The organism is Microcystis sp. MC19 (genome assembly GCF_003019735.1).
Taxonomy (GTDB): Bacteria; Cyanobacteriota; Cyanobacteriia; order Cyanobacteriales; family Microcystaceae; genus Microcystis.
Genome location: NZ_CP020664.1, coordinates 2,979,905 through 3,005,943, shown reverse-complemented (window position 1 = coordinate 3,005,943; position 26,039 = coordinate 2,979,905). Strand labels below are relative to the sequence as shown.

Below are 26,039 nucleotides of genomic sequence, written 5' to 3'. Positions count from 1 at the left end.
TGGTGCACTTCATTTTTGAATCGGCGTTTGGTTGTTTTCGTCTTCCTAAGTCCAAAAATCGAATTTATCACGGCATTGAATCAAGGGGCGGCGCTATTTATTAATAAAAAAAGGTAGTTCTAGTACATCGCCCGTGACATTTTGTGTCGTATTCAAGCAATTCATACAGTTTTAATCAATTCACACATCAAATCAAACAACCATCTATCAGGGTAATAGCAGAAGCAGAATTGTTGACTCGACTCAGGTAAGCAGTTCTCAAATTCTACAAATTCAATAAGGAGACTTCATGAACTTCAACAAAATTATTTTAGTGACAGGTTTAGCGGTTAGTGGAATTGCTTTAAGTGGTGTTTTTGCTCCAGCTCATGCCGCTTTTTTTCAAAATACTTTCGGATTGAGCGACTCTCATTCAACAATTACATTTGGGTCACAGGACTATCCTGACGGCACCACTATCACCAATCAATACCAAAATCAAGGTGTTGTCTTTTCCCCAAATATGTTTTATTTTTCTAACAATGGTGGTTCTATCGTACCACCCACCCCCCCTGTTTTTGTTGGTGCTGTCGTCACTAACTTTATACCCCATGATGGTACTGTTGCTCCGGTTGTCATATCTTTTACGCAGCCACAAACTGAAGCAGCATTTGCTGTTGGAACACAAAGTGGTACAACAACATATTTTGAAGCTTTTCTAGGCACTAATCTTGTTGATTCATCCGGTGCAACAAATGCCGACTCTTTGTCAAATGACTTCTTCGGATTTAGTGGTATCACATTCGATTCGATAAAAATTTCAGGATCTGTTCGCCTCGTTTTTGCTTTAGATAATATACAACTCCCGACTGCCCCTGTTTCCAGTTCAATTCCTGAACCCTCCTCTATTCTTGGGATTATCGCCTTCGGCACTTTAGGAGCAGGTGCAATTCTCACGCGCAAAATTAAACCATCTAAATCCACTGGAAAAGAACTAGAAAAAGATTCCTAACAATCAGAAAACCCCACAAACGCCCCTTCAATAAGAAAATGAAGGGGTTTATTATTGCCTCAGCCTGAATCGAATGTTGATATTGACCATGCGATGCAACTTCAAGCGATACCGCCGCTCTGTTAATTCCTTGACTGATTATTCCAGTTTTGGTATATTGTTGAATGATCCGAATTTCTAAAAGTATGTCGCGGGAAAAACCCTTGTATTGGGTGGCCTCTGCGAAAAAGGACTACCTGACTTTCCCTGCCGAGGTGCAGGACGATATGGGCTATGCCCTTGGTCTAGCGCAGTTGGGGGGTAAACATCCAAAGGCTAAACCTTGGAAGGGTGAAGGGGCAGGAGTATTTGAGATCGTCGAAGATCATCGAGGCGACACTTATCGAGCGGTCTATACTGTGCGCTTCGCTGAAGTTGTTTACGTTCTGCACGCATTCCAGAAAAAGTCGAAGTCTGGAATCAAGACACCTCAAGAGGATGTAAAGCTTATTGTTGAACGGATGAAACGGGCACAAGCGGATTATGAAAGTAGAGGGACAAAATGAGCTATTTGGAAATTACTCGTGGCACCACAAACGTTTTCGCTGACCTTGGTTATCCAGACGCAACCGAACGGCAAACGAAAACACGCCTAGCCCTGGCCGTTAACGAACTTCTGAAAAGTCGCAAGCTGAAACAGAGGGAGATTGCCATACTGCTTAATATCCCGCAGCCCAAGGTTTCAGCACTAAAAAACTATCGGCTCGATCAATTTTCAGTTGAACGATTGATGGAATTTCTCACGGCATTGAATCAAGACGTCGAGATCGTCATCCGGCCTCGTAGCGATACAAAAGAGGTCGGACATATTTCTGTTCTAGCAGTGCAATAAGAGCAGCAGAGACAAAAAGAGTGGCCTTACCGTCTGTTAAGGGCGGCGCTATTTATTAATAAAAAAAGGTAGTTCTAGTGCATCGCCCGTTACATTTTGTGTCGTATTCAAGCAATTCATACAGACTCAATCAATTCATACAGTAAATCAAACAACCACCCGTTACAGTAATACCAGAAGCAGAATTGTTAGCTCAACTTAGGTAAGCAGTTCTCAAATCCAACAAATTCAATAAGGAGAGCATCATGAGCTTAAAAGATAGAGCCGAGGCAACCGCCAAAAATATCGAAGGTAAAGTTCAAGAAGCAGTAGGAGATCTGACTGGCGATCCCAAAGCTCAAGCAGAGGGCAAGGAAAAACAGGCAGAGGCAAAAGTTCGTCACACTATCGAAGATGTGAAAGATGAAGTCAAAAAAATTATTGATTAGTAGGTCGTTTGTCACGGCAACCGCCATTCAGACAAATGATTGAAACCCAGATTTCATCGGAACTCTTCCTCAAAAAATGGCTTCTTTCGGGACAGGTGAAACACTAGGACAAGGCGGCGTAAATAAACCCAATATTACCAGATATCTAGCTTCTCAAAGAAGTCGAAGATCTCTCCCTCGGTAAACTTACGCCGTCAAAGACTAGAAAAATCTTTCTTGAAAGGGTCTAGACAGTAGTTGTTCATCATCCATGTATCATCGATTCATCAAATTCTTTTTTGGAGTTAAAATGATGTCACTTCAACAGATTCGTCGCTTTTTTGTCACCATTATTTTAACTATAATGCTGGCAATTACTATAGCTTTTGATTTTGGAACTACAAATAGTTGGGCTGCAACTTTACCCACCCAATCGCAGACTCAAATCGCAAGCATGAATCGAGCCAAGGCAGTTACGAAAAATATTGAAGGCAAAGCTCAAGAAGCGATTGGCAACATGACAGGCGATCCCAAAGATCAGATGATGGGAAAAGCCAAGCAAGTCGAAAGTCAGGCTCGTAACGCAGCAGAAGATATAAAAGACCAGATGAAGTTAAAAGGGAGGGCAAAAGCAGTCACAAAAAACATTGAAGGCAAAGCTCAAGAAGCGATAGGTAAAGCTACTGGCAACCGCCAAGATCAAGTTGCTGGAAAAGCTAAACAAGTCGAAAGCCAAGTTCGCAATGCAGTAGAAGACGTAAAAGATACGGTTCAAGATATACTCAATTAAGGATCGATGACTGAATTTTCATTACTTTTCTCTAAATCAAGGAGGGAAATATGTTTGATCTCGTTTGGACTGCCGTTGTTATACTTTTCATCCTCTGGTTGTTAGGATTCTCCATTAACATTGGCGGCAGCTTAATCCACCTGCTTTTGGTTTTGGTGCTGATTGGCGTTGTCTACAACTTGTTTATGAGGCGACGGTAATTGTTGATTCTCGAACACAGAAAGGGTCAAAAAATCGGGAAAAAGCAAGAGTCAAAGTAGCTAAGATTCAGGCTCGAATCACCGATAGCAGAAAAGACCATTTACATAAGCTAACCACTCAATTAGTTCGTGAAAACTAAACGATTGTAGTTGAAAATTTAGCGGTAAAAGACCTGGTAAAAAACCCCAAGGTAAGCGCATCTTAACAATCCTTGACAAAATGAACTTTATGTGAGTTGCTTGCCCACGATTCAGGCATATTTGAGGAGAATTTGCCATCTCAATCGTTAAGCAAAAATCGACCTATTTGGTCGATTTCGTAACTATTCTGATTGACTGGTATCACTTGAAATGCCCACGCGGATGACAAAATTGGCCAATTGTCAATAGCGTTTGAGATGCTCTCACCCTGTAAAAAACCCGAAACTAGCTCAAGCTATAGCGTTTCCTAAGCTAGTGAGGTACACCTATTTTTCTTCCCTTTTGCCTTCTGCCTCTTGCCTTTTGCCTAAAACCCATCACTTTTGTACCTCAGCAGACTGAAAAACGCTATATATCAGATGTTAGTTGGGGAGAAATCACTCGACAATGAGCCTATAAATGCCGTTGGTATGGGAGAAACTATCGGGAAATAGATATAGCATTTCTGATTCACAAGAGGTACATTCCCGATCCTGAACAGCTTAATCAGCAAAGGTTTAACTGTGCCGCACAGATGCGAGAAACGCTATAGATGGTTTCCTAGTTCAAAACGGTGCAATAATTGTGGGCATATCGTTGAGAAAATGCCGTTAAGTGTCCGAGAATGGGAGTGTCCTGAATGTGGAACTTGCCATGACAGGGATGTTAACGCCAGTAAAAACATTTTGGCCGCAGGGCTTGCGGTATCAGTCTGGGTCGCGAGTGTCAGACCCGAACAGAGTAAGTCTGTGAAGGCAACTGCTAAGAAGCAGAAACCTAGATCGTGAGGTCTAGGAATCACCGTCCCTTTTAGGGCGGTGAGGATGTCAATCCCACCCCCTAAATCCCCCTTAAGGGGTAATTCTATCGTCTCCCCTGAAAGGGGAGATAAGAGAGGAGTGGAGACTGAGGGGGGTGGGGGCTGGTTTGCTCAACCGAACGGTATTGGGTAGGGGAGGTGTGAACGATCATAATTTAATTTTATGTTGTTGTGCTGTTTAGTTATTCAAGGAGTTTTTGTATGGAATCCACAAAAGAGCGCGGGCAATTAATCATCATTGGTGGAGCAGAAGACAAAGAAGGAGATTGTCAAATCTTGCGAGAGTTTGTTCGCTGTGCTGGCGGGACTAAAGCTAAAATTGCCGTGTTAACGGCGGCAACAAGTGAGCCTCGTTCGGCTGGAGAAGCCTATACCCGAGTGTTTGAGCGACTCGGTGTCGAGGATGTATGTGTCCTCAATACCATTCACAGGGAAGATGCCGACGATCCAGAAAACCTGAAAATCATTGAGGAAGCCACAGGAGCGTTTTTTACCGGGGGAGATCAAGCCCTAATCATTGAACACATCAAGGGAACTCAGCTAGATACCTTACTTCACCAACGCAATCGGGAGGGAATGGTGATCGGTGGGACAAGTGCCGGTGCTGCCATCATGCCCGATCTGATGATTATTGAAGGAGACTCCGAAACCAACGCACGCATGGATGCCATAGAGATGGGTCCGGGAATGGGATTTCTGCACTCAGTGGTGATCGATCAGCATTTTGCCCAGCGCGGACGGCTAGGTCGCCTGATTTCCGCTCTCTTACAGCAGCCAGCTAACTTAGGCTTTGGCATTGACGAAGATACAGCAGTAGTTGTGGACGGTGACGAATTTAAAGTGCTGGGGCGTGGGGCTATAACAGTTGTCGATGAATCAGAAGCAACTTATGATAATTTAGACGAACTGCTCAAAGATGAAGCGATGGCAGTGTGTGGAGTCAGGTTGCACATCTTACCTCAAGGATTCCGCTTTAACTTGAAAACTCGCAAGCCCGTTTTCTCTCGATCAATAGAGTTAAAGGATAGCAATCCTAAAAAGGAGGCAGAAGTTGAAAGGGAGTAGGTCGGAGGGAACAATCAGTGGTGGCTTGTACCCGCCACTGATTGGAGAATTTATTTAGGGTTTGCTGAATAAATCTAAAAACCTTGTTGGGTAAAACTTTTAGACCTTTTGGCCATCAAAAAGTAATGGTTCTGGGAGTGATCGGGGGAAAATTTCCTGGACTTTTTCCCTGAAAATTAGGTAATTGACCCCCTCAAAATCGGTAAAACCCTACACCCCACACCCCACCCCCCCGATGTCGGGGGGGTTGGGGGGGCACACCCTGCCCCCAGGAAAAACTTTTTGCCGCAAACCCTATTTAAATCAGAAAAATATTGACTCTGAGGTCTAAGAATGAATCACGATCGGGATGATGAAACCAATCTTGAGCGGCGACGAGAACTGCTACATGATGAAGAGGCTTTTCGACTTGATCAAGAAGAGAAACGCCTGCGATCTGCCAGACGAAGTAATACCTTAAATTGGATAATTAATAGCATTTTCGGGCTGGCAGGAATAGTGCAAATACTACTGGTAATGAGGTTCTTGCTGCGTTTGTTTGGTGCGAACCCACAAAATCAATTTGCTCAGTTGATTAATCATCTATCTGCACCTTTCATTGCGCCATTTTCCACCTTATTCATTAGTCCTGCTTCATCTGGTGGAGCAAACATATTTGATGTTAATATTGTGATTGCGATCGTAGCCTATGCTCTCTTGAGCTATACTTTGCACGGCTATAACTTGCATTTTTTCCTCAAATCACTCTAGTATTAGATAATGCCCGCTATCAAAAATGTAAAATTGTTGAATAATTGGCTCTTTCTTTGTCAATAGAATTACTCTATCTGCCGTCTTATTGCCTAATCTAAATTTAATTGAAAGCCTGTGGAAATTTGTCAAAAAGAAATGTTTGTATGGTAAATATTATGAAAACGTTTCCGACTTTTCTTCAGCTATTTATGAATGTCTGAATGATGCCTATCTGAAACATAAAAAAGAACTGGATTCCTTGTTCACTCTAGGATTTCAGAAGTTTAATAAATCTCAGATTATGAACGTCTAACCCACCTTCCGCACTTCTTAACATTCAATTGATAATTTTTACTAATACATTGCTTACAACCCTTTGCCAGTAAAGATTGTAGCTACAATGATCGATTTTCATCAAGGTGAAGAATTGTAATTTGTTTTCTCAGAAAAAATCAATTATTGAAAATGTTCTCAATAGTAGTTTCTACAATGAAGCTTTTTCGTCAAAACATCTTGGGGAATGTAAAAATATATAAAGGTATATGAAGATGTGCGGAATGTCGGGTCTAAAGTATATCAGTTATCAGTCATCAGTAATCAGATGTGAGTTTTCAGTTCACAAGGGCCGAATCTAAGTAGGTAGGCACAATTATTTGTAGGATGGGTTAGCGGTAGCGTAACCCATGCGGGCGTTGGGTTTCATGCTTCAACCCAACCTACGTTTATTTTATATTTAATTCCACACACCTACTTAAAACCTAATTGGTTAAGCTAAAAGCTTTGATGTGCTTAGTTTCTAACCTTCTTTTTAGGTGAGAGAATTGCCAGATTCTTTCTTTTGCCGTTCGGCGAGCGTTCGACAAAAGCTCGCCGAACGGCCGAAGCCTCTTGCATGAGTGACTCTTGCCTTCAGAACCTGATTACTGTTTACTGTTTACTGACCACTGAAAAAAACTCCCATCAACAGTGTCTCACTGATTACTGTTTACTGTTTACTGATTACTGTTTACTGTTTACTGAAACAACTCCCAACACTTAATATATGAAATGGACAGATAAGGATCAGATAATTATGCAAGGGATCGATCGACCCCTAGGCAAATATTATGCGGCACGATTGAAAGCTCAGGGAACCTGTTTAGTAGCGGGGGTGGCTAGTGGCCACGGTGGTGAGATAATCGCAGAGATACCAGTGTTTGATCTAGTGGCCGAGTCCGTTGCTGAAGCCGGGGAAATCAGGACCAGTTTAATTTTAGTCCCCCCCAATCAAGTCCTAGATGCGGCCTTAGAAGCGATCGCATCAGCCATTCCCCAATTAATTATCGTCACCCCAGGAGTTCCCCCCTTGGATCTGGTGGAATTATTAAAGATAGCTACTACCACCGGGACATTAATTCTCGGACCCGGCAGCCAGGGTGTAATTATTCCCAATTATCTTTGGTTGGGTATTTGTGAACCCAGTTTTTATCAATCGGGGACAATCGGTCTAATCACCCGCGGCGATCGCATAGGGGATGAAGTAGCGAAAACTCTAACAGCAGCGGGGTATGGTGAATCTATGGCGGTAAATTTGGGTACTGACGGCATTATTGGCTCCAATTTGTCCCAATGGTTGCAGGTTTTCGAGGAAGATGACAATACCGAGGCGATTCTCCTCGTCAGTCAGGTGGGAGGAAAGGCCGAAATCGAGGCAGCCAAATATATTGCCTCGGCGATCGAAAAACCAGTGATTGCCTATCTTGTCGGGTTAAATACAGCGATTGAAACCAATTTCGGCGATACAGAAACAATTATTTCTAACCAACTTTCCTACTCTGTTGCCGCTAAGAATACCAGAAAAGATAGCCTCCGTCATTTTCAAGAAGCTGGGGTGACAGTGGTGGAAAAATTAGCCGATTTACCCGCCTCTTTAGCTAAAGTCTTGTGCTGAATTTGACCCCATTGCCTCAATAATATTTATAATCTGACAATATTCTGCGAAAATAAGCACCTAACAGGATGTTTCACCCCCATCCTGCCTAGGGGATTTTCGATGACAATTCCTGAGAGCTACTATATCATGGTAGATCACCTGTGATTCCTCAGACCGGCCAAGATAAAGATGGCAACAGGCAAAAATTAGGAAAAATCAGCGACAATCGAAACGGCAAGATCAAAAAAAATTCTATTCTAGATTGACCTTATCAGCAGACCAACTCTCCCACCCTTCTAGACAACGACCCTAAGGATAACTTCTATGGCGCAACAAAATAACCTAAAAACCGACAATATACACCAAATCGATCCCTATTGGGGTCCCCGATGGCTCGTAGAGGAACGGGACGCTTGCGGAGTCGGTTTTATTGCCGATGTGCGCGGTTCCGGCAGCCATCAACTGATTGAACAGGCCCTTTTAGCCTTAGGTTGTTTGGAACACCGGGGAGGCTGCAGCGCCGATCAGGATTCCGGGGACGGTTCCGGTATGATGACCGCTATCCCCAGAGATGTCCTCGCTCCTTGGTTCGCCGAAAATGGCTTAAATATGCCAGAATCTGAGCGTCTAGGGGTGGGTATGGTCTTTCTTCCCCAAGCGGCCCAAGAACGAGCCGACGCTAAAGCACACATCGAAGAAATTGTCAATAAATATAATATTAAGATTTTAGGTTGGCGTGCTGTTCCCGTCCGTCCCCAAGTCCTCGGAAGACAAGCAAGGGAAAATCAACCCTACGTCGAGCAAATTCTGGTGACTTCCCCCGATTTAGCCGGTTCTCAATTCGATCGCCTACTCTATATTGCCCGTTCTGAAGTGGGTAAGCAACTGGCCGATGATTTCTATTTCTGTTCCTTTTCCTGTCGCACCATAGTCTATAAAGGCATGGTAAGGGGCGAAATCCTGCGAGAGTTCTATCTAGACCTGCAAAATCCCGCCTATAGCAGTCAATTTGCCATTTATCACCGACGTTTTAGCACCAATACCCAACCAAAATGGCCCCTCGCTCAACCGATGCGCTTATTGGGTCATAACGGCGAAATTAACACCCTTTTGGGCAATATTAACTGGATGTCGGCCCGGGAACCAGCTTTAGAAACCCAAGGTTGGACCCACGAAGAATTACAATCCCTGACCCCCATTGTTAACCCCGCTAACAGCGACTCCTATAACCTCGATAGCGCCCTAGAATTATTGGTGAGAACCGGTCGCAGTCCCCTAGAAGCGGCTATGATCCTAGTGCCGGAGGCCTACAATAATCAGCCGGATTTACAGAATTATCCCGAAATTATCGACTTCTACGAATACTATAGCGGTTTACAGGAACCCTGGGACGGCCCAGCTTTACTGGTCTTCAGTGACGGGGGAATCGTCGGCGCTTGTTTGGATCGCAACGGTTTGCGACCGGCCCGTTATAGCATTACTAACAACGGTTATATCGTCGTCTCCTCGGAAGCGGGAACTATTCCCCTCGATGAAACCACCATTATGGAAAAAGGTCGTCTCGGCCCCGGTCAAATGATCGCAGTTGACCTAGAAAAAGGCGAAATTAAGCGTAATTGGCCGATTAAACAGGAAATTGCCCGCGCTAATCCCTACGGTGCATGGGTGAAATCCCAACGCACCTTTATTGACAAAGAAACAGCGATAGACATTCCCACCCCTAGTAATCTCCTTCCCCTGCAAACCGCTTTCGGTTATACATCCGAAGATGTGGATCTGATAATCGTCCCCATGGCAGAACAGGGAAAAGAACCGACTTTCTGTATGGGTGATGACACTCCCCTAGCAGTCCTCTCCAGTAAACCCCATCTTCTCTACGATTACTTTAAACAACGTTTTGCCCAAGTTACTAACCCTCCCATCGATCCTTTACGCGAAAGTTTAGTCATGTCCTTGACTATGTATCTGGGACGACGGGGTAATATCCTGAAATTAGGGGTTGATGACGCACATTTACTGAAATTAGACTCTCCCCTGCTCAATAATGCGGAATTAGCCAAAGTTAAAACCTCTAGCTACAAAACAGCCGAACTTTCTACCCTTTATGATCTGACCACCGGACCGGGGGGATTAGAAGATGCGATCGCTAATTTGTGCGCTGAGGCCGCCAAGAAAGTAGCATCGGGAGCAGAAATTTTAATTCTCAGTGACAGAACTGCTCCTATTGACGAAAAAACTAGCTATATTCCCCCCTTATTAGCTGTTGGTGCTGTCCATCATCACCTGATTCGCTCACACTTGCGTTTAAAAGCTTCGATCGTGATCGACACGGCCCAATGTTGGAGTACCCATCACTTCGCTTGTCTAATTGGTTATGGAGCTTCCGCAGTCTGTCCCTATTTGGCCCTAGAAACGATCGCCCAGTGGTGGATCGAGCCAAGAACGCAGAAATTGATGGAAAACGGCAAATTAGAAGCTATTAGCCTCGAAAAAGCCCTAATTAACTACCGCAAATCCGTAGAAGCGGGATTACTGAAAATCCTCTCGAAAATGGGTATTTCTCTCCTATCTTCCTACCATGGGGCGCAAATTTTCGAGGCGATCGGATTATCGGCAGATTTAGTTAAACTAGCTTTTAACGGTACTACCAGTCGCGTTGGGGGTTTAAGCATTGCTGAAGTGGCCCAAGAAGCGATCGCATTCCACCGTCAAGCTTTCCCCAATCTTACCGCCAAAAAACTAGAAAACTACGGTTTTGTCAACTACCGTCCGGGGGGAGAATACCACATGAATTCTCCGGAAATGGCGAAAGCACTCCATAAAGCCGTGGCCGCTCACTCCCAAGGTCAAGGATATGACCATTACGAAACCTATCGTCAAATCTTGCAGCAAAGACCCGCTACTGCATTGCGCGATCTATTAGAATTTAACAGCGATCGAGCCTCAATTGCCATCGAAGCAGTAGAATCGATCGAAAGTATCCTGCAACGCTTCTGCACAGGGGGAATGTCCCTCGGTGCCTTGGGCCGGGAAGCACACGAAACCCTAGCGATCGCCATGAATCGCATCGGAGGTAAGTCCAATTCCGGAGAAGGGGGAGAAGATCCGATCCGTTACACCAGCTTAAGCGATGTGGATGCCGAGGGACATTCCGTGACCATGCCTCACCTAAACGGCTTAAAAAACGGTGATACGGCTAATTCTGCCATTAAACAGATAGCTTCGGGTCGTTTTGGAGTCACTCCCGAATACTTAATGAGTGGAAAACAGCTAGAGATTAAAATGGCCCAGGGAGCAAAACCGGGAGAAGGAGGTCAATTACCGGGGAAAAAAGTCAGTCCCTATATTGCCATGTTACGGCGATCAAAACCGGGTGTTACCTTGATTTCTCCCCCTCCTCACCACGATATCTACTCGATCGAAGATTTAGCACAATTAATCTACGATTTACACCAAATTAACCCCCGGGCCAAAGTTTCCGTCAAATTAGTGGCCGAGATCGGTATCGGTACAATTGCGGCCGGAGTTGCCAAAGCTAACGCTGATATTATCCAGATTTCTGGTCACGATGGTGGTACAGGTGCATCACCCCTAAGTTCGATCAAACACGCGGGTAGTCCCTGGGAATTGGGAGTGACGGAAGTGCATCGGATGTTAATGGAAAATCAACTGCGTCATCGGGTGATTTTGCGTGCAGATGGGGGACTGAAAACCGGTTGGGATATCCTCATGGCTGCTCTGATGGGTGCGGAGGAATTCGGTTTTGGTTCCATTTCCATGATTGCTGAGGGGTGCATCATGGCCCGCGTCTGTCACACGAATAATTGCCCTGTGGGAGTCGCTACCCAGCAGGAACGTCTGCGCGCTCGTTTTCCAGGAATTCCCGCTCATGTGGTCAATTTCTTTACTTTAGTGGCTGAGGAAACGCGGCAATTATTGGCGAAATTAGGCTATCACAGTTTAAATGAGGTGATTGGCCGAGCAGATCTGTTAAAAGTGCGCTCCGATGCTCGTTTAACTAAGACAGAATCCCTCAATCTTGATTGTTTATTGAATTTACCCGATGGACGTGGCGATCGCTCTTGGTTGCAGCACGAGGAAGTACATAGTAACGGTGCTGTTCTCGATGACGATATTCTAGCCGATAGCGAGATTAAACAAGCGATCGAGCAACAGGAAACCGTCAGCAAAACCTACAGGATTGTCAATACCGATCGCTCTGTCGGGGCGAGAATTGCGGGGGTAATTGCCCAAAAATACGGTAATGATGGCTTTGAAGGCGAAATTAAGCTCAATTTCCAGGGTGCGGCCGGTCAAAGTTTCGGAGCATTTAATTTACCCGGTGTCAATCTCCATTTAGAGGGAGAAGCTAACGATTATGTGGGTAAAGGCATCTACGGCGGCGAAATTGTCATCTTACCGCCCCAAAACGCCAATTATCAGCCCGAAGATAACGCTATTATCGGTAATACCTGTCTCTACGGGGCCACCGGTGGGGTGTTATACGCGAATGGTCGCGCTGGTGAACGCTTTGCTGTTCGCAATTCCACCGCAAAAGCGGTTATCGAAGGGGCCGGGGACCACCTCTGTGAATACATGACCGGGGGGGTAATTGTCGTGCTTGGTTCCGTCGGTCGCAACGTCGGCGCCGGGATGACGGGAGGATTAGCTTATATCCTTGATCCGTCCCTACCGGAGAAACTCAACCCCGAAATTGTCAAGATTCAACGGGTTGGCACGGCTGCCGGTGCGGAACAGTTAAAATCTTTAATTGAGGCCCATGTAGAACGCACTAATAGCCCCAAAGGTAAGTTAATTTTAGCTAATTGGGATAGCTATCTCGGTCAATTCTGGCAAGTGGTCCCTCCCTCGGAAGCGGATAGTCCCGAAGCGCAAATTAGCGCGGAGAAAACCTTAACTTCGGTGTAATTTCCTCGGGGTGCGTTACTCTTGGTTAACGCACCCATTGATTAATTTTTTGACTGCGGAGTTGATTAATGGCCATGCTGCCCATCCCCACCACCTATACTAGCTATACCCAAGCACAGGAACATTTTCTTCAGGTTTTAGAACAAGTAGAACTGGGAAACTCGATCGTTATTGTCCAACGTCAGGGTCATCATGATGTGGCCTTGATTGCTGCTGACGAATTATCCGCTTTATTAGAAGAAGTTTATCTTTTGCGTTCTCCAGCTAACGCTCAACGACTTTTTCAGTCCTTAAATTGGTCACAAGAAAGATTATCTCAGACAGCTGCCACCACTTCTCTAGAAGAATTACGTCAAGAATTGGAGACCGAGATTGAGCAAGAAAAAGCCGCAGAAGTCTGAAACCGAAATTGTGCGAGTTTGTCCTGAATTTGCCCCACAATTTCGCGAAGATTTACGGTGGTGGGCCCGCAATAACCCCCAAATCTGGGAACGTCTTTGGGACTTAATTGAAGCAATACTTGCAGAACCTTTTTCCGGTATTGGTAAACCTGAACCTCTTAAACATCTTGGCTCTAATTTATGGTCAAGAAGAATTAATTTAGAGCATCGTTTAGTTTATCAAGTCGAGAATAATCGAATTTTATTTCTGCAAGCTCGCTATCATTACGAATAATTATACCTAATCTAGTATCTCCAAATTGATTATATGGGGACATATTAACCTTAATTATCTAGACTACAGTTTTTATCGCTGCATAAGTCGGAACATTTGCTAAAATTTAGGATATATTCACTTTGGCTAAGTAGGTAGGCACAATTATTTGTAGGATGGGTTAGCGGTAGCGTAACCCATGCGGGCGTTGGGTTTCATGCTTCAACCCAACCTACGTTCATTTTATATTTAATTCCACCCACCTACTTATCTTTGATGTCATAATTTGGCAATGACAAACGAAAAACTCAGATTTATCGATCTTTTTGCTGGTATTGGAGGATTTAGATTAACTTTCGAGAGGGTTGGTTATGACTGTGTATATTCTTGTGAAATAGACGAAAACTGTCGAAAAGTAGGAAAACAAGCCGGATTTAGAGATACAAGGGGAACTCTATTTTTTCCCATCTGCGAAATAGTAGAATTAAAGCAAGATACAAGCAATCAATCAATATTTAGCATCTTCTTAACCTCATCTAGAGAATAAGTTTGACTATCTTTTTCTTCTTCTTTTGCCTGTATTAAATCTTCCAAATCCTCTAAGTCTTCTAAGATTTCTTTAATTTTCACAAACTCCTCATAAGTTAAAACAGCAAATTCTTTTTTGCCATTTTTGATTAAGAATTCAGGATGTAATTCAATCATTGTTTTCTCCTTAATTTAATTGTAGATATTTTAAAGTGATTTCTTCAACCTCAAATAGAATTCGATAGTTACCCACCCTTAAGCGATAATTAGGCGTAAAATTCTTTAATTGCTTGACATCTCCTTGTAAATTATCCTTCATTGCTTCAATTTTAGCCATAATTCTAGTCCGATCTTGAGAAGAAAGTTTTTCTAAGTCTTTGATAGCTTTAGGCTTGAATTGAATTTGATATTTCACATTATACTAAATCCGTTGAGTAACGCACAGAAAACGGGTTTCTCCGAGAAACCCGTTTTCTACTCATGCACTCATGCAAAAAGGGGAATAAATAATCAGATGAACGTAGGTTGGGTTGAAGCATGAAACCCAACGGCTGCATCGGTTACGCTACCGCTAACCCATCCTACAAATAATTGTGCCTCCCTACTTAGTGATGGGCAAACCCTACTTAGATATTATGTTCCAAGGCAGAGCCTTAGAACAAGCAGTAGTAGGACAAAATTAACTTCTTGGTTAGCACAGACACCCATGCACTCAGACAAGAGCCTTTGAGGGTTCAAAAACGGCACAAATAAGGATTAAATAGCATAAAATATGTAAATAGACTACTTAGTTAATTATTATTCATTCCTAATTATCCTGACGACCGACTCCTAACCCTAACAACAATTTTTAGTTTTCACAAGAGGTCTCATGAATCCCCTCGTTAATTATTTTCGCAACCTGCAAGAAATCCACTCATCCCAAGCAGCAGTAAAAGAAACCTCCTACTACGGCACTCTCGAAACTCTCCTCAACGAAATCGGTAAAACCCTAAAACCGCGAGTACGCTGCATTATCAACCTCAGAAATCAGGGTGCGGGATTGCCGGACGGGGGACTTTTTAACGTCGATCAATTCCCCAAAAATCAAGAATTAGAACCTTTTACGGCGATTTTTCCCGAAAGAGGCGCGATCGAGATTAAGGGAACCAAAGAAGATGTCAAAAAAATCGCCGCCAGCGAACAAGTACAAAAATACTGGCAAAAATACGGTCAAGTATTAGTCAGCAATTATCGCGATTTTCTGCTCATCGGTCGCAATAGCCAAGGTCAACCGGTAGAATTAGAAGCCTATAGTTTAGCCCCGTCAGAAGCCGAGTTTTGGCTAAAAACCTCAAATCCATCCAAATTTGCCGCCGAACACGGTGATAGCCTCTTAGAATACCTAAAGAGAGTGCTTTTACAGGCGGCTCCTATCACCTCACCGGCCGATGTTGCTTGGTTTCTTGCTTCCTATGCGCGGGACGCAAAAGCACGCTTAGAACGTCATTCCGATCTTCCCGCTCTGGCCAATATTCGTCAAGCTTTAGAAAATGCCCTAGGTATCAAATTTGAACGGGAACAGGGAAATAAATTTTTTCGTTCTACCCTCGTGCAAACCCTCTTTTATGGTTTATTTTCTGCTTGGGTATTATGGCACAAGCAAAACCTCAATCGCGAGGATAAAGAGGATAAGTTCGATTGGAAATCCGCAGCCCACCATCTCCATGTTCCCATGTTAGCGATCCTATTTGAGCAGATCGCCGCACCGAGTAAGTTAAAATCTTTGGGATTAGTAGAAGTTTTGAACTGGACCGGTGCAGCTTTAAATCGAGTGCGACGAGAGGAATTTTTTCGTCAATTCGATGAGGGACAAGCGGTACAGTATTTCTATGAACCATTTTTGCAAGCTTTTGATCCTGATTTACGCAAAGAATTGGGAGTTTGGTACACTCCTCCGGAAATTGTTCGCTATATGGTAGCGCGAGTCGATCGAGTTTTACGAGAAGAATTAAATATTGAGGACGGTTTAGCTAATCCCGATGTTTATATTCTCGATCCTTGCTGTGGAACTGGTGCTTATTTAGTCGAGGTTTTGCGCTATATTACCGATACTTTACAGGAAAATGGCGCGGGTGCTTTAGCCATGGCTTTGGTGAAAAAGGCAGCCATAGAAAGAATTTTCGGTTTCGAGATTTTAACCGCTCCTTTTGTCGTCGCTCATCTACAATTAGGTTTATTCCTGCAAAGTTTGGATGTACCTTTAATAGAAGATAGTGAACGAGTCGGGATTTATCTGACTAATGCTTTAACTGGTTGGCAACCTCCCGATGAGGAAAGTAAACAGAAAATTCAACAGCTACAATTGAGTTTTCCAGAGTTAAATAAGGAACGAGAGGCAGCCGATGAAGTTAAGCGCGGTAAACCGATTTTAGTTATTCTCGGTAATCCTCCCTACAATGCTTTTGCTGGAACAAGTCCCGCGGAAGAAGCAGGTTTAGTGGAAGTGTATAAACAGGGTTTAATCTCCGATTGGGGGATTAAAAAGTTTAATTTGGATGAGTTATATGTGCGCTTTTTTCGTTTAGCGGAAAGATGTATTTCAGAAAATACTGGTAAAGGGGTTGTTTGTTATATTTCTAATTTTTCCTATCTCGGTGATCCTTCTTTTGTGGTGATGCGACAAAGATTTTTACAAGAATTTGATCGCCTTTGGTTTGATTGTCTCAATGGTGATAGTCGCGAAACAGGAAAGTTAACCCCTGAAGGTAATCCCGATCCTAGTGTTTTTTCTACTCAATACAATAAGGAAGGGATTCGAGTCGGGACAACTATCGGACTAATGGTAAGAAAGGAAGTAAGGAATAAAAATGTTGATGTCTATTTTCGCCATTTCTGGGGAGTTGCTAAACGAGAACAGTTATTAGATAGTTTAAATAATCAAGATTTTGATGCTTTTTATCAAGTCTCTAACCCAGAACAATCTAATCGTTATTCTTTCCGTCCCTCCGATGTTTCCTCTCACTATTTAGCATGGCCAAAGTTAACAGATTTATCTGATGAAGCTCCAATTACAGGTTATAAAGAGAATCGAGGCTATAGTTTTATTGATAGTGATAAAACTATTCTTTCGGAAAGGATAAGTAAATACTTTGATCAAAATATTTCATGGGAAGAATTAGCATCACTTAATACAGGTTTAACTAAAGATGCAGCTCGATTTGATGCCAAAAAAGCAAGAGATAAAGTCTTAAAGTTACGCGAAAAATTTAATCCTCAAATGCTCTTACCTTATCTGCTCAGACCCTATGAGATTAAGTGGTGTTATTATACTCAAATCAGACCGCTTTGGAATGAGTCTAGACCTTCGCTATTTATTCATCAATTTCAAGGTAATTCCTTTTTAGTCAGTCGTCCTGCTGGTGTTGCCTCTCCCGAAGGAATACCATTTTATTTTACTAACTGTTTAGGAGACTTTGACTTTATTAGAGGTCATGCTTATCACTTTCCTATACGATTACGTCAAAATTCAGAGAAGGTGAATACAGAAGATAATACTCAAGGAAAATTATTCGATTCCAGTAACTTTAATAGTCCTTCAATAAAAGCCAATCTCTCGGAAAAATCTCGTCAATACTTAAATCAACTGGGTATTAATAATCTCGATGAAAATATCGAGAATGCCTCCTTAATTTGGCTGCACTCGTTAGCGATTGGATACTCTCCCTTGTATCTTGGGGAAAATGCCGACGGGATTCGTCAAGACTTCCCAAGGATTCCCCTTCCCAATAGCCAAGAATTATTAATTAAATCTGCCCAACTAGGACAAGCGATCGCCTCTCTTTTAGACACAGAAAACCCCGTTATAGGAGTCACCAAAAAACCGACCCCTGCACTGCAAAAAATCGCCTTGATTTCCTGCACTGATGGGGGAAATTTAAACCCAGATAAGGGGGATTTAATTATTAACGTCGGTTGGGGACATGGGGGTAAAAATGGTGTGACAATGCCGGGTAAAGGAAAAGCGATCGCCAGACAATATACAACCGCAGAAATGAGCGTAATTAGTCCAGAAATGCGAAAATTATTAGGAACCAAAACCTATGATATTTATCTCAACGATCGAGCCTATTGGCAAAATATACCGGCCCGGGTTTGGGAATATACTATCGGGGGTTATCAAGTTATTAAAAAATGGCTAAGTTATCGCGAGGAAAAATTATTAGGACGGGGATTAACTATCGCAGAAGTGCAGGAAGTCAGCGAGATGACTAGGAGAATTACTGCGATTATTCTCCTAGAATCAGATCTAGATGATAACTACCAAAATATCAAAACAGCCGTGTATTCTTTTTAATTAGGGTTGGCTGATTAAATAGAGTTCTTGCATAAGTAGGTAGGCACAATTATTTGTAGGATGGGTTAGCGGTAGCGTAACATAATCGGGCGTTGGGTTTCATGCTTCAACCCAACCTACGTTCATTTTATATTTAATTCCACCCACCTACTTAATTAATTTTTGAGGGTTTAAAAACGGCAAAAATAAGGATTAAATTGCCTAAAATTCCTAAATAGGGTTTGCTGAATAAATCTAAAAACCTTGTTGGGTAAGGCTTTTAGACTTTTTGTCAATCAAAAAGTGCCGACCATTGGAGTGATCAGGGGGAAAATTCAGGTACTTTTTCCCTAAAAATTAGGTAATTGGCCACCTCAAAATCGGTAAAACCCCACACCCCACCTGCCCCCCCGATGTCGGGGGGGTTGGGGGGGCCACACCCTGCCTCCACCAACAAACTTGTTCAGCAGACCCTATCTATAGTTTTGTAACGGCAAATTTTGCTAAAAATCAATAAGTGTAAACTTTCATCACAAGCTCGATCTAGTCCTGACAAAGGTGTTATATTAAAAACATAAGGCACAAGGGAAGCGACTCAACTTCCTTACAGGCAAAAAGACCTAGAGCCTGTGCCACCTGCTCTAGCTCAACGCAACAGCTAAATCGGACGCAGATTCTCAAAGTTTGTAAAGTAAAGTATGGTTTCGCCTCTGTCGCTCAAGATAGGACAGATGGAGTGGGCTGTAATCAGCACCTGAGTCGGTAAACTGAGAAATCTTGATAGTTGACAGATAGACTGTTGTGAGTTCCGTAAACCTCTATTGTATTGAGTCCGTTAAATTTTTAGGAGTCCATATCGTTTGTACAGGATGAAGCCCGCCTCCCTAGGCGGGCATATTATGTTTTTAGAAAACCGCCACGAGATATTCCTGTAATTGCAATTGATAACCTGCCCGTAGCTGACAGGGATAATCAAGGGAAAACTCAGGTAAAGCGAATAGAGAACTTTTTTGACAACTAACTAAAGCCACATCGAAGCGACAGGTTAAATCGGACCATTGGGGATAAAAGGAGAGAAATATCTGGGCGGCTTCGTAAATTTTCCCCTGTTTACGGTCATCGATTGCTAATTTGCCCCCTAAATCCCAATTGCCAGCGCTGCGGGTTTTCACCTCGACAAAAGCGAGAATCGCCTGAGACTTAGACAAGACGATTAAATCGATTTCACCGCTGCCACTACGCCAACGACGCTGGAGGATATGCCATTGCTGTAATTGCAACCAATCCGCCACCAAATTTTCGCCCAATTCCCCCACGGTTGTCATGTTCAGTTATCAGTTATCAGTGGTCAGTTATCAGTGGTCAGTTATCAGTGGTCAGTTATCAGTGGTCAGTTATCAGTGAACAGGGAACAACGTTGATTTATTATCCTGTCTTCTGACTCCGAACTCCTGACTACTGGCTACTGTCTCCTGTCTCCTAACCAAGCAGGACAATTTTCGATTTTTACCAGAGGTCTATTACAAAAGTCCTTCTAGACGACGACGGATGCTGTCTAACTCCGCATCGGGAATCTCGGAAAACTCCTCTTCGGCGGGGGGGACTTCCTCTTTTTGCCAATCCAACTCGGAGGCATTGCTTTCGGGGGGAATTACCAACATACCCGCTTCAATCATTTCCGCTTGATAGCCGGCGCCGCGACAAAATTCTGCCACTTCCTCCGAATCAATTTTCTCTACCGTGGGAGTCGGAAAATCCTGTGCCTCTAACAGCAGTGCATAACGGGTGGCATCATCTTCCGATTCAAACATCAAAACCTTATTGATAGCTCCCATTTGAATGGTGTGGATACCTTCGTTTTCTGTGCCTGCGTTAAAAAGTAGTACAAATACACGCATAGTTACTATTAGCGATCGATAAGCAGTGGTCGTCTATGCTCATTTTACCCCCCTTCTCGATCGCTAATCCTCAGCAATTTTAGTTTCTCGTCAACCACTTTTGACCGTTAAGCCGTTGCAGGGTGTAAAACAACAGTAAATCAAGACTTACTTTCTTTTCATCGATCATAAATGATTCAATTGTACTAGGTTGAGCGCCGCCCTCAGCCTGGGAAAAAGCTTTTTTGCCATTGATGTTTTCTTCCAAAAAATAAATGCTAAATTGACGCATTCCCCCGAGCCAATTGCCGGTTAACTGCCAACAGGGAGAGCTAGAAAAGCCCTGCACGGCAATTTTATCCTGTTTAAAGGACAGCTTCATATCAGTTATACCCAGCTTTTGCAAGGCTGCCGCCAGTGCGGGTTGAAAATGCTGCTCGATAAATTCAGCAAAGGGTTTTTCCTCGACGGTAGGATCCTTGGGTTTTTTAGCAGGCGCGGGTTGAGCCGGTTTTTCTGCTGCTGCTGTCGGAGTTGCGGGGGTGGTGGTTTCTTCTGCCATAGGAATTAATCTGGAATGGGTAGGTAGTTACAATTATATTTTCTCCCGGGTTATCGGTTATCAGTTTTTTTTAGCTATCAGCTTTTATGGGATTAATCAGCCATTTTTCTAGTTAGCCCTCTTTCATCACTCTGGGAGAGTTAAAATGAGAAGGATGTAGGGAGAATTGGCAGAGTCCTGTGAAGTCAAGAAGTCCAAAGATTGAACTAGATTCGTTAGCAGTCGTTCCCACTAGAGGAGCGAGCAATATTGAAAGTTACGTCAACCCAACTGTCCCCCCAAATGACTCCATCTTTGTCATCAGGAGAAACAATAGGTTTTAGTTTCTGGAGAGTTATCAGTTATCATTGCCTACCCCCAGTCGTCGGGAGCCTGAAATAAGAGATATTTTAATTTTCATCCCCTTGAAAGAAGAGGATTGTTACCTCTTGTTCTTGGTCAAATCCTACAGAGTCTGATAAAATCAATCTCTGAGAGACTTGGTTAAGATCATAATTATTCTCCCTCTGTCAGCCAATGTCTAGATTATAGTAGGACAGTATCGGGCGAAAGTTGATAAGATTTTCCAGTATGGTTAAATATTGCGCTGATGTTTTAATATTACCTATCGCATAAAACTATGATTACTTATATTAAAATTCATGGCTTTAAATCCTTTCATAATTTTGAAATGGTATTCACGCCGCTTACTGTAGTCGCTGGGGTTAATGCTTCTGGTAAGAGTAATTTATTTGATGCTTTGCAATTGTTGACGCGGCTGGCAGAAGTGGATCTGAAGACGGCTTTTAGCGAGCAACGAGGACATCCTAGCGAACTTTTTACCCAGTATGATGAGGACGACTACGCCACAGAAATGGAATTTATAGTTGAAATGTTAGTCAATCGCAAGGTAAAAGATAATTGGGGTGGGGAAGTCGATCTTAAATATACAAGATTACGCTATCAATTAAAAATTAAACGAGAGTCTAATATAAGTGGCTTTGAAAACTTGTATATTGTTGATGAAAGTTTAGAAAATTTAAAGCACAATGAAGATAATTGGGTAAAAAATTATATTCCTAAGACAGTATTGGAAACTTGGCGACCAAAAGTAGTAACGGGTAGGAGAGCCATTCCTTATATTAAGACTGAAGATATTAATGGTATTGCTACCATTGTTCTACCTCAAGACGGTCAAGCGGGGAATAAAAAAGTATTTCCCGCAAAAAACGCATCACAAACTGTTTTAAGCAGCATTAATACCATAGATTTTAAACATATATTAGCCGCCAAACAAGAAATGCTGAGTTGGAAGTTTATGCAGCTTAATCCCGAAGATTTGCGAGAACCTACTCGTCAAGATATAGGCATCAGAGATACAATAACAGCAAGCGGAAAGAATTTAGCCGCTGCTTTATTTCGCATTAAACAAGATGATGAATATACCCTCACAGCAATTTCCCGTGATCTCAATAATCTGCTACCAAATCTTACAGAAGTTAATGTTTATGATGACAAAGCAAATCGACAATTTATTATCAAGGTAAAAAGTGATGATAATCGGGAGTTTTCTTCGAGAGTGCTTTCCGAAGGAACCCTACGTTTATTAACATTATGTGTCCTGCAATACGACCGACAACACACAGGATTACTGTGTTTTGAAGAGCCAGAAAATGGCATTCATCCTTTTCGTATTGAAGCAATGGCAAGATTATTAAAAGAGCTAACTGTCGATTTTGAAGATACTGAAATGCCTTTACGCCAAGTAATAGTGAACACTCATTCTCCGGTTCTGGTGAGTCAATTAATTAATTGGCAAGATGATAAAAATGTCAGCATTTGGCTTTCTCAACTTACCACTATAATATCCACTATTGAAGGGAAGCGAATTAAGATGAAAAGCAGTAATTTTCACCCTGTTATCAAAGAGAATAAAAAACAATTAACCTTATTTTTCTCCGAAAATGAGGCCAAGCTAACTCTCTCGGAAGTTGTCGAATATCTAAAAACTGCTGATGCTGAAAGTGCGATTAAAAATATTAAAAATCAACAAAACTAATTAATGTAAATCAATTAAGATGGCAAAAAAAATCAAACAAATAATTATTGCCTTAGCTACAGAAGGTAGTTCCGATCATAGATTTTTACCGAATATTATTCAGCGCACTTTCGAGAGAGTTGCTTTTGACGATGAACAAGAAATAGAAATTTTTGACCCAATTTGTCTTCCACAAATCTCTGGCGAAAATATCCGAAAAAAAGCTAAACAATACGCAATTCAAGCGGTGGAGAAGGGAGCAATGGTTTTGTGCTTCCATGCAGACGCAGATGATAAAACAGATGAAAACGCATTTAAGGAAAGAATTAATCCGGCTTTTAATGCTATTAAATCAGACGAGCGAGACTTATGCAAAAATTTAGTTGCTATCGTTCCAATACAAATGACTGAAGCCTGGATATTAGCAGACAAAGAATTACTAAAAAAAGAATTGTGTACAAATAAAAGTGATAGTGAGTTAGCAATCGATAAAGAACCCGAATCTTTCAGCAATCCGAAAGAAACAATTAAAAATGCCATCAATAAAGCCAGAGAAGGTATTACTAAACGCTATCGAAATAAACTAAAAATTGACGATTTATATTCACCGCTTGGTGCAAAAATCGAATTGTCGAAATTAGAATCCTTGTCTTCCTACAAAAAATTTGAAGAGGCAGTACGAGATATTTTTCCACAATTAACGAAAGTCAACAATATAGAAGATAATCCTGATCAAACGTGAATAGGATCTTGCTAATACCATTTTTCTAAAGTAATGGCAGAGATGGTTAATTGCCTCCAACCTCAAACCCTCTCCTAGAAAGGTAGAGGGGAGTAGGATGTCTGCCACGAATAAAGAAAAATGGCATAGGGTGCGTTCCCCCTCGTTGCAGCAGGGAACGCACCCGACAGAATCATTGAGTTCTACCTATGCGATCGCTACTTCCGCCTAACAACCCTCAACGTTCAGGAGGAATTTGCCCCTTTAACTCCTCAATTAGTAATGGGAGCTGCGATTGAACCACATCCCAAACGATGTTGAGGTTGACATCATCATACTCATGTACCAACCGATTTCGCATTCCCTTGATTTCTTGCCAAGCAATGTTGGGCAAGTTTTGTCGGGTTGTTTGGGAAACTCGTCCGGCGGCTTCGGCAATCACCAAGAGCCGTCGAATGACTGAATCTTGAAGCTGCACATTGGCGACGAACTCAGCTTTCGAGCATTGAGCCGTGTAGATCATGACCAGTTCTGCGGATTGCAGCATATCAAGCAGGAATTGGGGATCCCGTTGCATAAATCACTTGAGCCGAAGAAAGGATTTGATTACGGCGTAGGTAGTTGCGACTGGTGGCAATGCCTTGGCGGGTAATCAGGTCAACATCTCGATGGAAAATGGTTTTTAGCTCTGCTTCCATTTGGTCTAGGGTGCTGAATGTGGGATGAGCCTCTGGATGAAATTCCACCATAACATCAATGTCGCTGTCGGGGCGGAAGTCTTCGCGCAGGACGGAGCCGAATAGAGCGAATTCGGTCACTTGCCAGCGATCGCAAAACTGGGCAATTTTTTCCATCGGTAGGTCGCTCGCAGTAATGGTCATGGCATGATTACTCCCAAGGTTTCAAATTGCCGATCAATCGAAAACGTGGCCGATAGCTGATCACTGAAAGCTCCTTAAATATCTAACCTTTGGTAGATGCTATTAAGATGATTTAAGTGCTGCTGGGGATCAAAGCAACTTTCGATCTCGTCGGGGGATAAAATGCCGGTAACTCGCTCATCTTGGCTGATAAAAGCTTTAAAATTGCCGTTATCGGTGTTCCAAGCGCGATGGGCGTTTTCTTGGACGATTTTATAGGCAGATTCCCGGCTAATTCCCTTACTCACTAAAGTTAAAAGAACTCTTTGACTGAAAATCACGCCACCGTAAACATTCATATTTCGCTTCATGTTTTCGGGATACACCAGCAGATTTTTGACTAAATCGGTGATTTCCTTCAGCATAAAGTGGGTCAAAATGCAAACATCCGGCAGCATTACCCGTTCTACGGAACTATGGGAAATATCTCTTTCGTGCCAGAGGGCGATATTTTCTAAAGCGGAAACGCTATGACTACGGATAATTCTCGCCATTCCCGTTAAGCGTTCTGAACGGATGGGATTACGTTTATGGGGCATAGCGGAGGAGCCTTTTTGTCCTTTGGAAAAGTATTCTTCCACTTCTAGGACATCGGTTCTTTGCAGGTTGCGAATCTCCACGGCAAAACGTTCGATCGAAGCCGCTAATAAGGCTAATTGTTGCACATAATCGGCGTGTCGATCGCGGGAGATAACTTGAGTGGAAGCGGTATCCGGTTCTAATCCTAACTTCTGACAGGTTAACGCCTCAATTTTCGGGTCAATATTGGCATAGGTTCCCACTGCACCAGATATTTTACCGATGGCGATGTCTTGGCGCAAGCGAATTAAACGATCGCGTCCCCGTAGCACTTCCGCTAACCATCCCGCTAGTTTAAAGCCAAAGGTGATCGGTTCGGCGTGAATGCCGTGGGAACGTCCCACCATGACTGTATAACGGTGTTCTTGGGCGCGATAGCGCAGGGCTTGGATAAAATCTTCTAATTGTTCTAGAATCAGGTTTAAACTGGCGACTAATTGTAAGGATAGGGCGGTATCTAATACATCAGAACTGGTTAAACCCAAATGAATATAACGCCCCGGCTCGCCCACATATTCGTTAACATTTGTTAAAAAGGCGATGACATCGTGGCGCACTTCTGCTTCTATTTCTAAAATGCGATCGGGATCAAAATTAGCTTTTGCCTTAATTTCTTCTACTGCATCCCCTGGAATATAGCCTAATTCTGCCTGCGCTTCACAGACGGCTATCTCTACCTCTAGCCATGTTTGATATTTATATCTATCCGTCCACAAATTCCCCATCGCAGGGAGAGTATAACGCTCGATCACTATTAATTCTTCCAAGACAACCGTTCAATTGTATCGGATCGGGGCAAGTCTGGGAATAGGCAAGGGGCAGCGGGGAGCTTTGTTTTCCCCACTCCCTTCTTTCCGGTTAGTAATTCGGTAGTAGCGGTGAGGCTCTTCTAGGTTGTGTGTGATAAGTTTAACTTACATAGGATTGATTGATCTTTGTGTCCTTTGTGTCTTTGTGGTTCGTTCCACC

24 protein-coding genes and 3 pseudogenes are annotated in these 26,039 nt (G+C 42.9%); 19 read left to right on the top strand and 8 right to left on the bottom strand.

Annotated elements, in window-relative coordinates; genetic code table 11:
* The first annotated feature begins 289 nt into the window (after positions 1–289).
* The 16 genes and pseudogenes from B5D77_RS15315 to B5D77_RS15230 all read left to right on the top strand — a co-directional run bounded on the left by B5D77_RS15315 (position 290) and on the right by B5D77_RS15230 (position 14,098).
* Positions 290–991: a hypothetical protein gene (locus B5D77_RS15315; RefSeq protein WP_106909139.1), complete on the top strand. Its 702-nt coding sequence runs from the start codon at positions 290–292 to the stop codon at positions 989–991.
* A 164-nt stretch (positions 992–1,155) separates the two neighbouring features.
* Positions 1,156–1,536, top strand: a complete 381-nt coding sequence (locus tag B5D77_RS15310) for a type II toxin-antitoxin system RelE/ParE family toxin (RefSeq protein ID WP_002763221.1) — start codon at positions 1,156–1,158, stop codon at positions 1,534–1,536.
* Positions 1,533–1,862 (top strand): helix-turn-helix domain-containing protein, encoded by a 330-nt coding sequence (locus B5D77_RS15305; RefSeq protein WP_008206581.1) that lies wholly within the window; start codon positions 1,533–1,535, stop codon positions 1,860–1,862. Before B5D77_RS15310 ends, B5D77_RS15305 begins: the two co-directional genes overlap by 4 nt.
* A 245-nt stretch (positions 1,863–2,107) precedes the next feature.
* Positions 2,108–2,290, top strand: coding sequence for a CsbD family protein (locus tag B5D77_RS15300; protein ID WP_002763229.1), 183 nt, complete (start codon positions 2,108–2,110; stop codon positions 2,288–2,290).
* Positions 2,291–2,582: 292 nt separating this feature from the next.
* On the top strand, positions 2,583–3,059 hold the full coding sequence (locus B5D77_RS15295) for a CsbD family protein (RefSeq protein ID WP_002803199.1): 477 nt from the start codon (positions 2,583–2,585) through the stop codon (positions 3,057–3,059).
* Positions 3,060–3,109: 50 nt separating this feature from the next.
* Positions 3,110–3,259: a lmo0937 family membrane protein gene (locus B5D77_RS15290; protein WP_016515029.1), complete on the top strand. Its 150-nt coding sequence runs from the start codon at positions 3,110–3,112 to the stop codon at positions 3,257–3,259.
* An 8-nt stretch (positions 3,260–3,267) separates the two neighbouring features.
* A pseudogene (locus B5D77_RS15285) lies at positions 3,268–3,396 on the top strand (transposase); the annotation flags it as partial.
* 416 nt (positions 3,397–3,812) lie between these two features.
* Positions 3,813–4,227 (top strand): annotated as a pseudogene (locus B5D77_RS27290) (zinc ribbon domain-containing protein); the annotation flags it as partial.
* A gap of 233 nt (positions 4,228–4,460) precedes the next feature.
* The gene (locus B5D77_RS15270; protein WP_106909138.1) at positions 4,461–5,324 is read left to right on the top strand and encodes a cyanophycinase; all 864 of its coding nucleotides are present in this window, start codon (positions 4,461–4,463) and stop codon (positions 5,322–5,324) included.
* Between the two features lie 333 nt (positions 5,325–5,657).
* Positions 5,658–6,074, top strand: a complete 417-nt coding sequence (locus B5D77_RS15265) for a YggT family protein (RefSeq protein WP_039900607.1) — start codon at positions 5,658–5,660, stop codon at positions 6,072–6,074.
* A pseudogene (locus B5D77_RS15260) lies at positions 6,065–6,369 on the top strand (transposase); the annotation flags it as partial. The gene B5D77_RS15265 and the pseudogene B5D77_RS15260, both read left to right, overlap by 10 nt.
* Before the next feature lie 729 nt (positions 6,370–7,098).
* On the top strand, positions 7,099–7,986 hold the full coding sequence (locus B5D77_RS15255) for a CoA-binding protein (protein WP_106909137.1): 888 nt from the start codon (positions 7,099–7,101) through the stop codon (positions 7,984–7,986).
* Positions 7,987–8,292: 306 nt separating this feature from the next.
* Complete coding sequence (gltB, locus tag B5D77_RS15250) at positions 8,293–12,897, top strand: glutamate synthase large subunit (RefSeq protein WP_106909136.1); 4,605 nt, start codon at positions 8,293–8,295, stop codon at positions 12,895–12,897.
* Positions 12,898–12,965: 68 nt separating this feature from the next.
* Positions 12,966–13,298 carry a type II toxin-antitoxin system Phd/YefM family antitoxin gene (locus B5D77_RS15245; RefSeq protein ID WP_002763237.1) on the top strand — a complete coding sequence of 111 codons (333 nt, stop codon included), beginning with the start codon at positions 12,966–12,968 and terminating at the stop codon, positions 13,296–13,298.
* Positions 13,270–13,572, top strand: coding sequence for a Txe/YoeB family addiction module toxin (locus B5D77_RS15240; protein ID WP_106909135.1), 303 nt, complete (start codon positions 13,270–13,272; stop codon positions 13,570–13,572). Before B5D77_RS15245 ends, B5D77_RS15240 begins: the two co-directional genes overlap by 29 nt.
* 271 nt (positions 13,573–13,843) lie before the next feature.
* Entirely contained in the window at positions 13,844–14,098 is a 255-nt protein-coding gene (locus B5D77_RS15230; protein WP_106909134.1) for a DNA cytosine methyltransferase, read from the top strand.
* On the opposite strand, the gene B5D77_RS15225 is transcribed toward B5D77_RS15230, so the two are convergent.
* Both B5D77_RS15225 and B5D77_RS15220 read right to left on the bottom strand, forming a co-directional pair.
* The gene (locus B5D77_RS15225) at positions 14,056–14,256 is read right to left on the bottom strand and encodes a hypothetical protein (protein ID WP_002778483.1); all 201 of its coding nucleotides are present in this window, start codon (positions 14,254–14,256) and stop codon (positions 14,056–14,058) included. The genes B5D77_RS15230 and B5D77_RS15225 overlap by 43 nt on opposite strands.
* 10 nt (positions 14,257–14,266) lie before the next feature.
* Positions 14,267–14,494, bottom strand: a complete 228-nt coding sequence (locus tag B5D77_RS15220) for a type II toxin-antitoxin system RelE/ParE family toxin (RefSeq protein WP_002781597.1) — start codon at positions 14,492–14,494, stop codon at positions 14,267–14,269.
* Between the two features lie 456 nt (positions 14,495–14,950).
* Here B5D77_RS15220 and B5D77_RS15215 point away from each other — a divergent pair, with 456 nt between their 5' ends.
* Positions 14,951–18,415 (top strand): type ISP restriction/modification enzyme, encoded by a 3,465-nt coding sequence (locus B5D77_RS15215; RefSeq protein ID WP_106909133.1) that lies wholly within the window; start codon positions 14,951–14,953, stop codon positions 18,413–18,415.
* Between the two features lie 884 nt (positions 18,416–19,299).
* Here B5D77_RS15215 and B5D77_RS15210 read toward each other — a convergent pair.
* The 3 genes from B5D77_RS15210 to B5D77_RS15200 form a co-directional block, all read right to left on the bottom strand.
* Positions 19,300–19,719 carry a YraN family protein gene (locus tag B5D77_RS15210; protein WP_008206626.1) on the bottom strand — a complete coding sequence of 140 codons (420 nt, stop codon included), beginning with the start codon at positions 19,717–19,719 and terminating at the stop codon, positions 19,300–19,302.
* Between the two features lie 195 nt (positions 19,720–19,914).
* Positions 19,915–20,292, bottom strand: a complete 378-nt coding sequence (locus B5D77_RS15205; protein ID WP_002795498.1) for a DUF3110 domain-containing protein — start codon at positions 20,290–20,292, stop codon at positions 19,915–19,917.
* Positions 20,293–20,371: 79 nt separating this feature from the next.
* Positions 20,372–20,833, bottom strand: a complete 462-nt coding sequence (locus B5D77_RS15200; RefSeq protein WP_008206630.1) for a DUF2996 domain-containing protein — start codon at positions 20,831–20,833, stop codon at positions 20,372–20,374.
* A 619-nt stretch (positions 20,834–21,452) separates the two neighbouring features.
* Between B5D77_RS15200 and B5D77_RS15195 the strand changes: the two genes are divergently transcribed.
* On the top strand, positions 21,453–22,871 hold the full coding sequence (locus B5D77_RS15195; protein ID WP_106909132.1) for an AAA family ATPase: 1,419 nt from the start codon (positions 21,453–21,455) through the stop codon (positions 22,869–22,871).
* A gap of 19 nt (positions 22,872–22,890) precedes the next feature.
* Positions 22,891–23,592 carry a DUF4276 family protein gene (locus tag B5D77_RS15190; protein WP_106909131.1) on the top strand — a complete coding sequence of 234 codons (702 nt, stop codon included), beginning with the start codon at positions 22,891–22,893 and terminating at the stop codon, positions 23,590–23,592.
* A gap of 217 nt (positions 23,593–23,809) precedes the next feature.
* Here B5D77_RS15190 and B5D77_RS15185 read toward each other — a convergent pair whose 3' ends face one another.
* From B5D77_RS15185 to purB, 3 genes are all read right to left on the bottom strand, one after another.
* Positions 23,810–24,118 (bottom strand): DUF86 domain-containing protein, encoded by a 309-nt coding sequence (locus tag B5D77_RS15185; RefSeq protein WP_254062867.1) that lies wholly within the window; start codon positions 24,116–24,118, stop codon positions 23,810–23,812.
* A 1-nt stretch (position 24,119) separates the two neighbouring features.
* A complete protein-coding gene (locus tag B5D77_RS15180) occupies positions 24,120–24,452 on the bottom strand; it encodes a nucleotidyltransferase family protein (RefSeq protein ID WP_002781634.1) in 333 nt (110 codons plus the stop codon).
* A gap of 74 nt (positions 24,453–24,526) precedes the next feature.
* A complete protein-coding gene (purB, locus tag B5D77_RS15175; RefSeq protein ID WP_004268608.1) occupies positions 24,527–25,822 on the bottom strand; it encodes an adenylosuccinate lyase in 1,296 nt (431 codons plus the stop codon).
* Positions 25,823–26,039 lie beyond the last annotated feature (217 nt).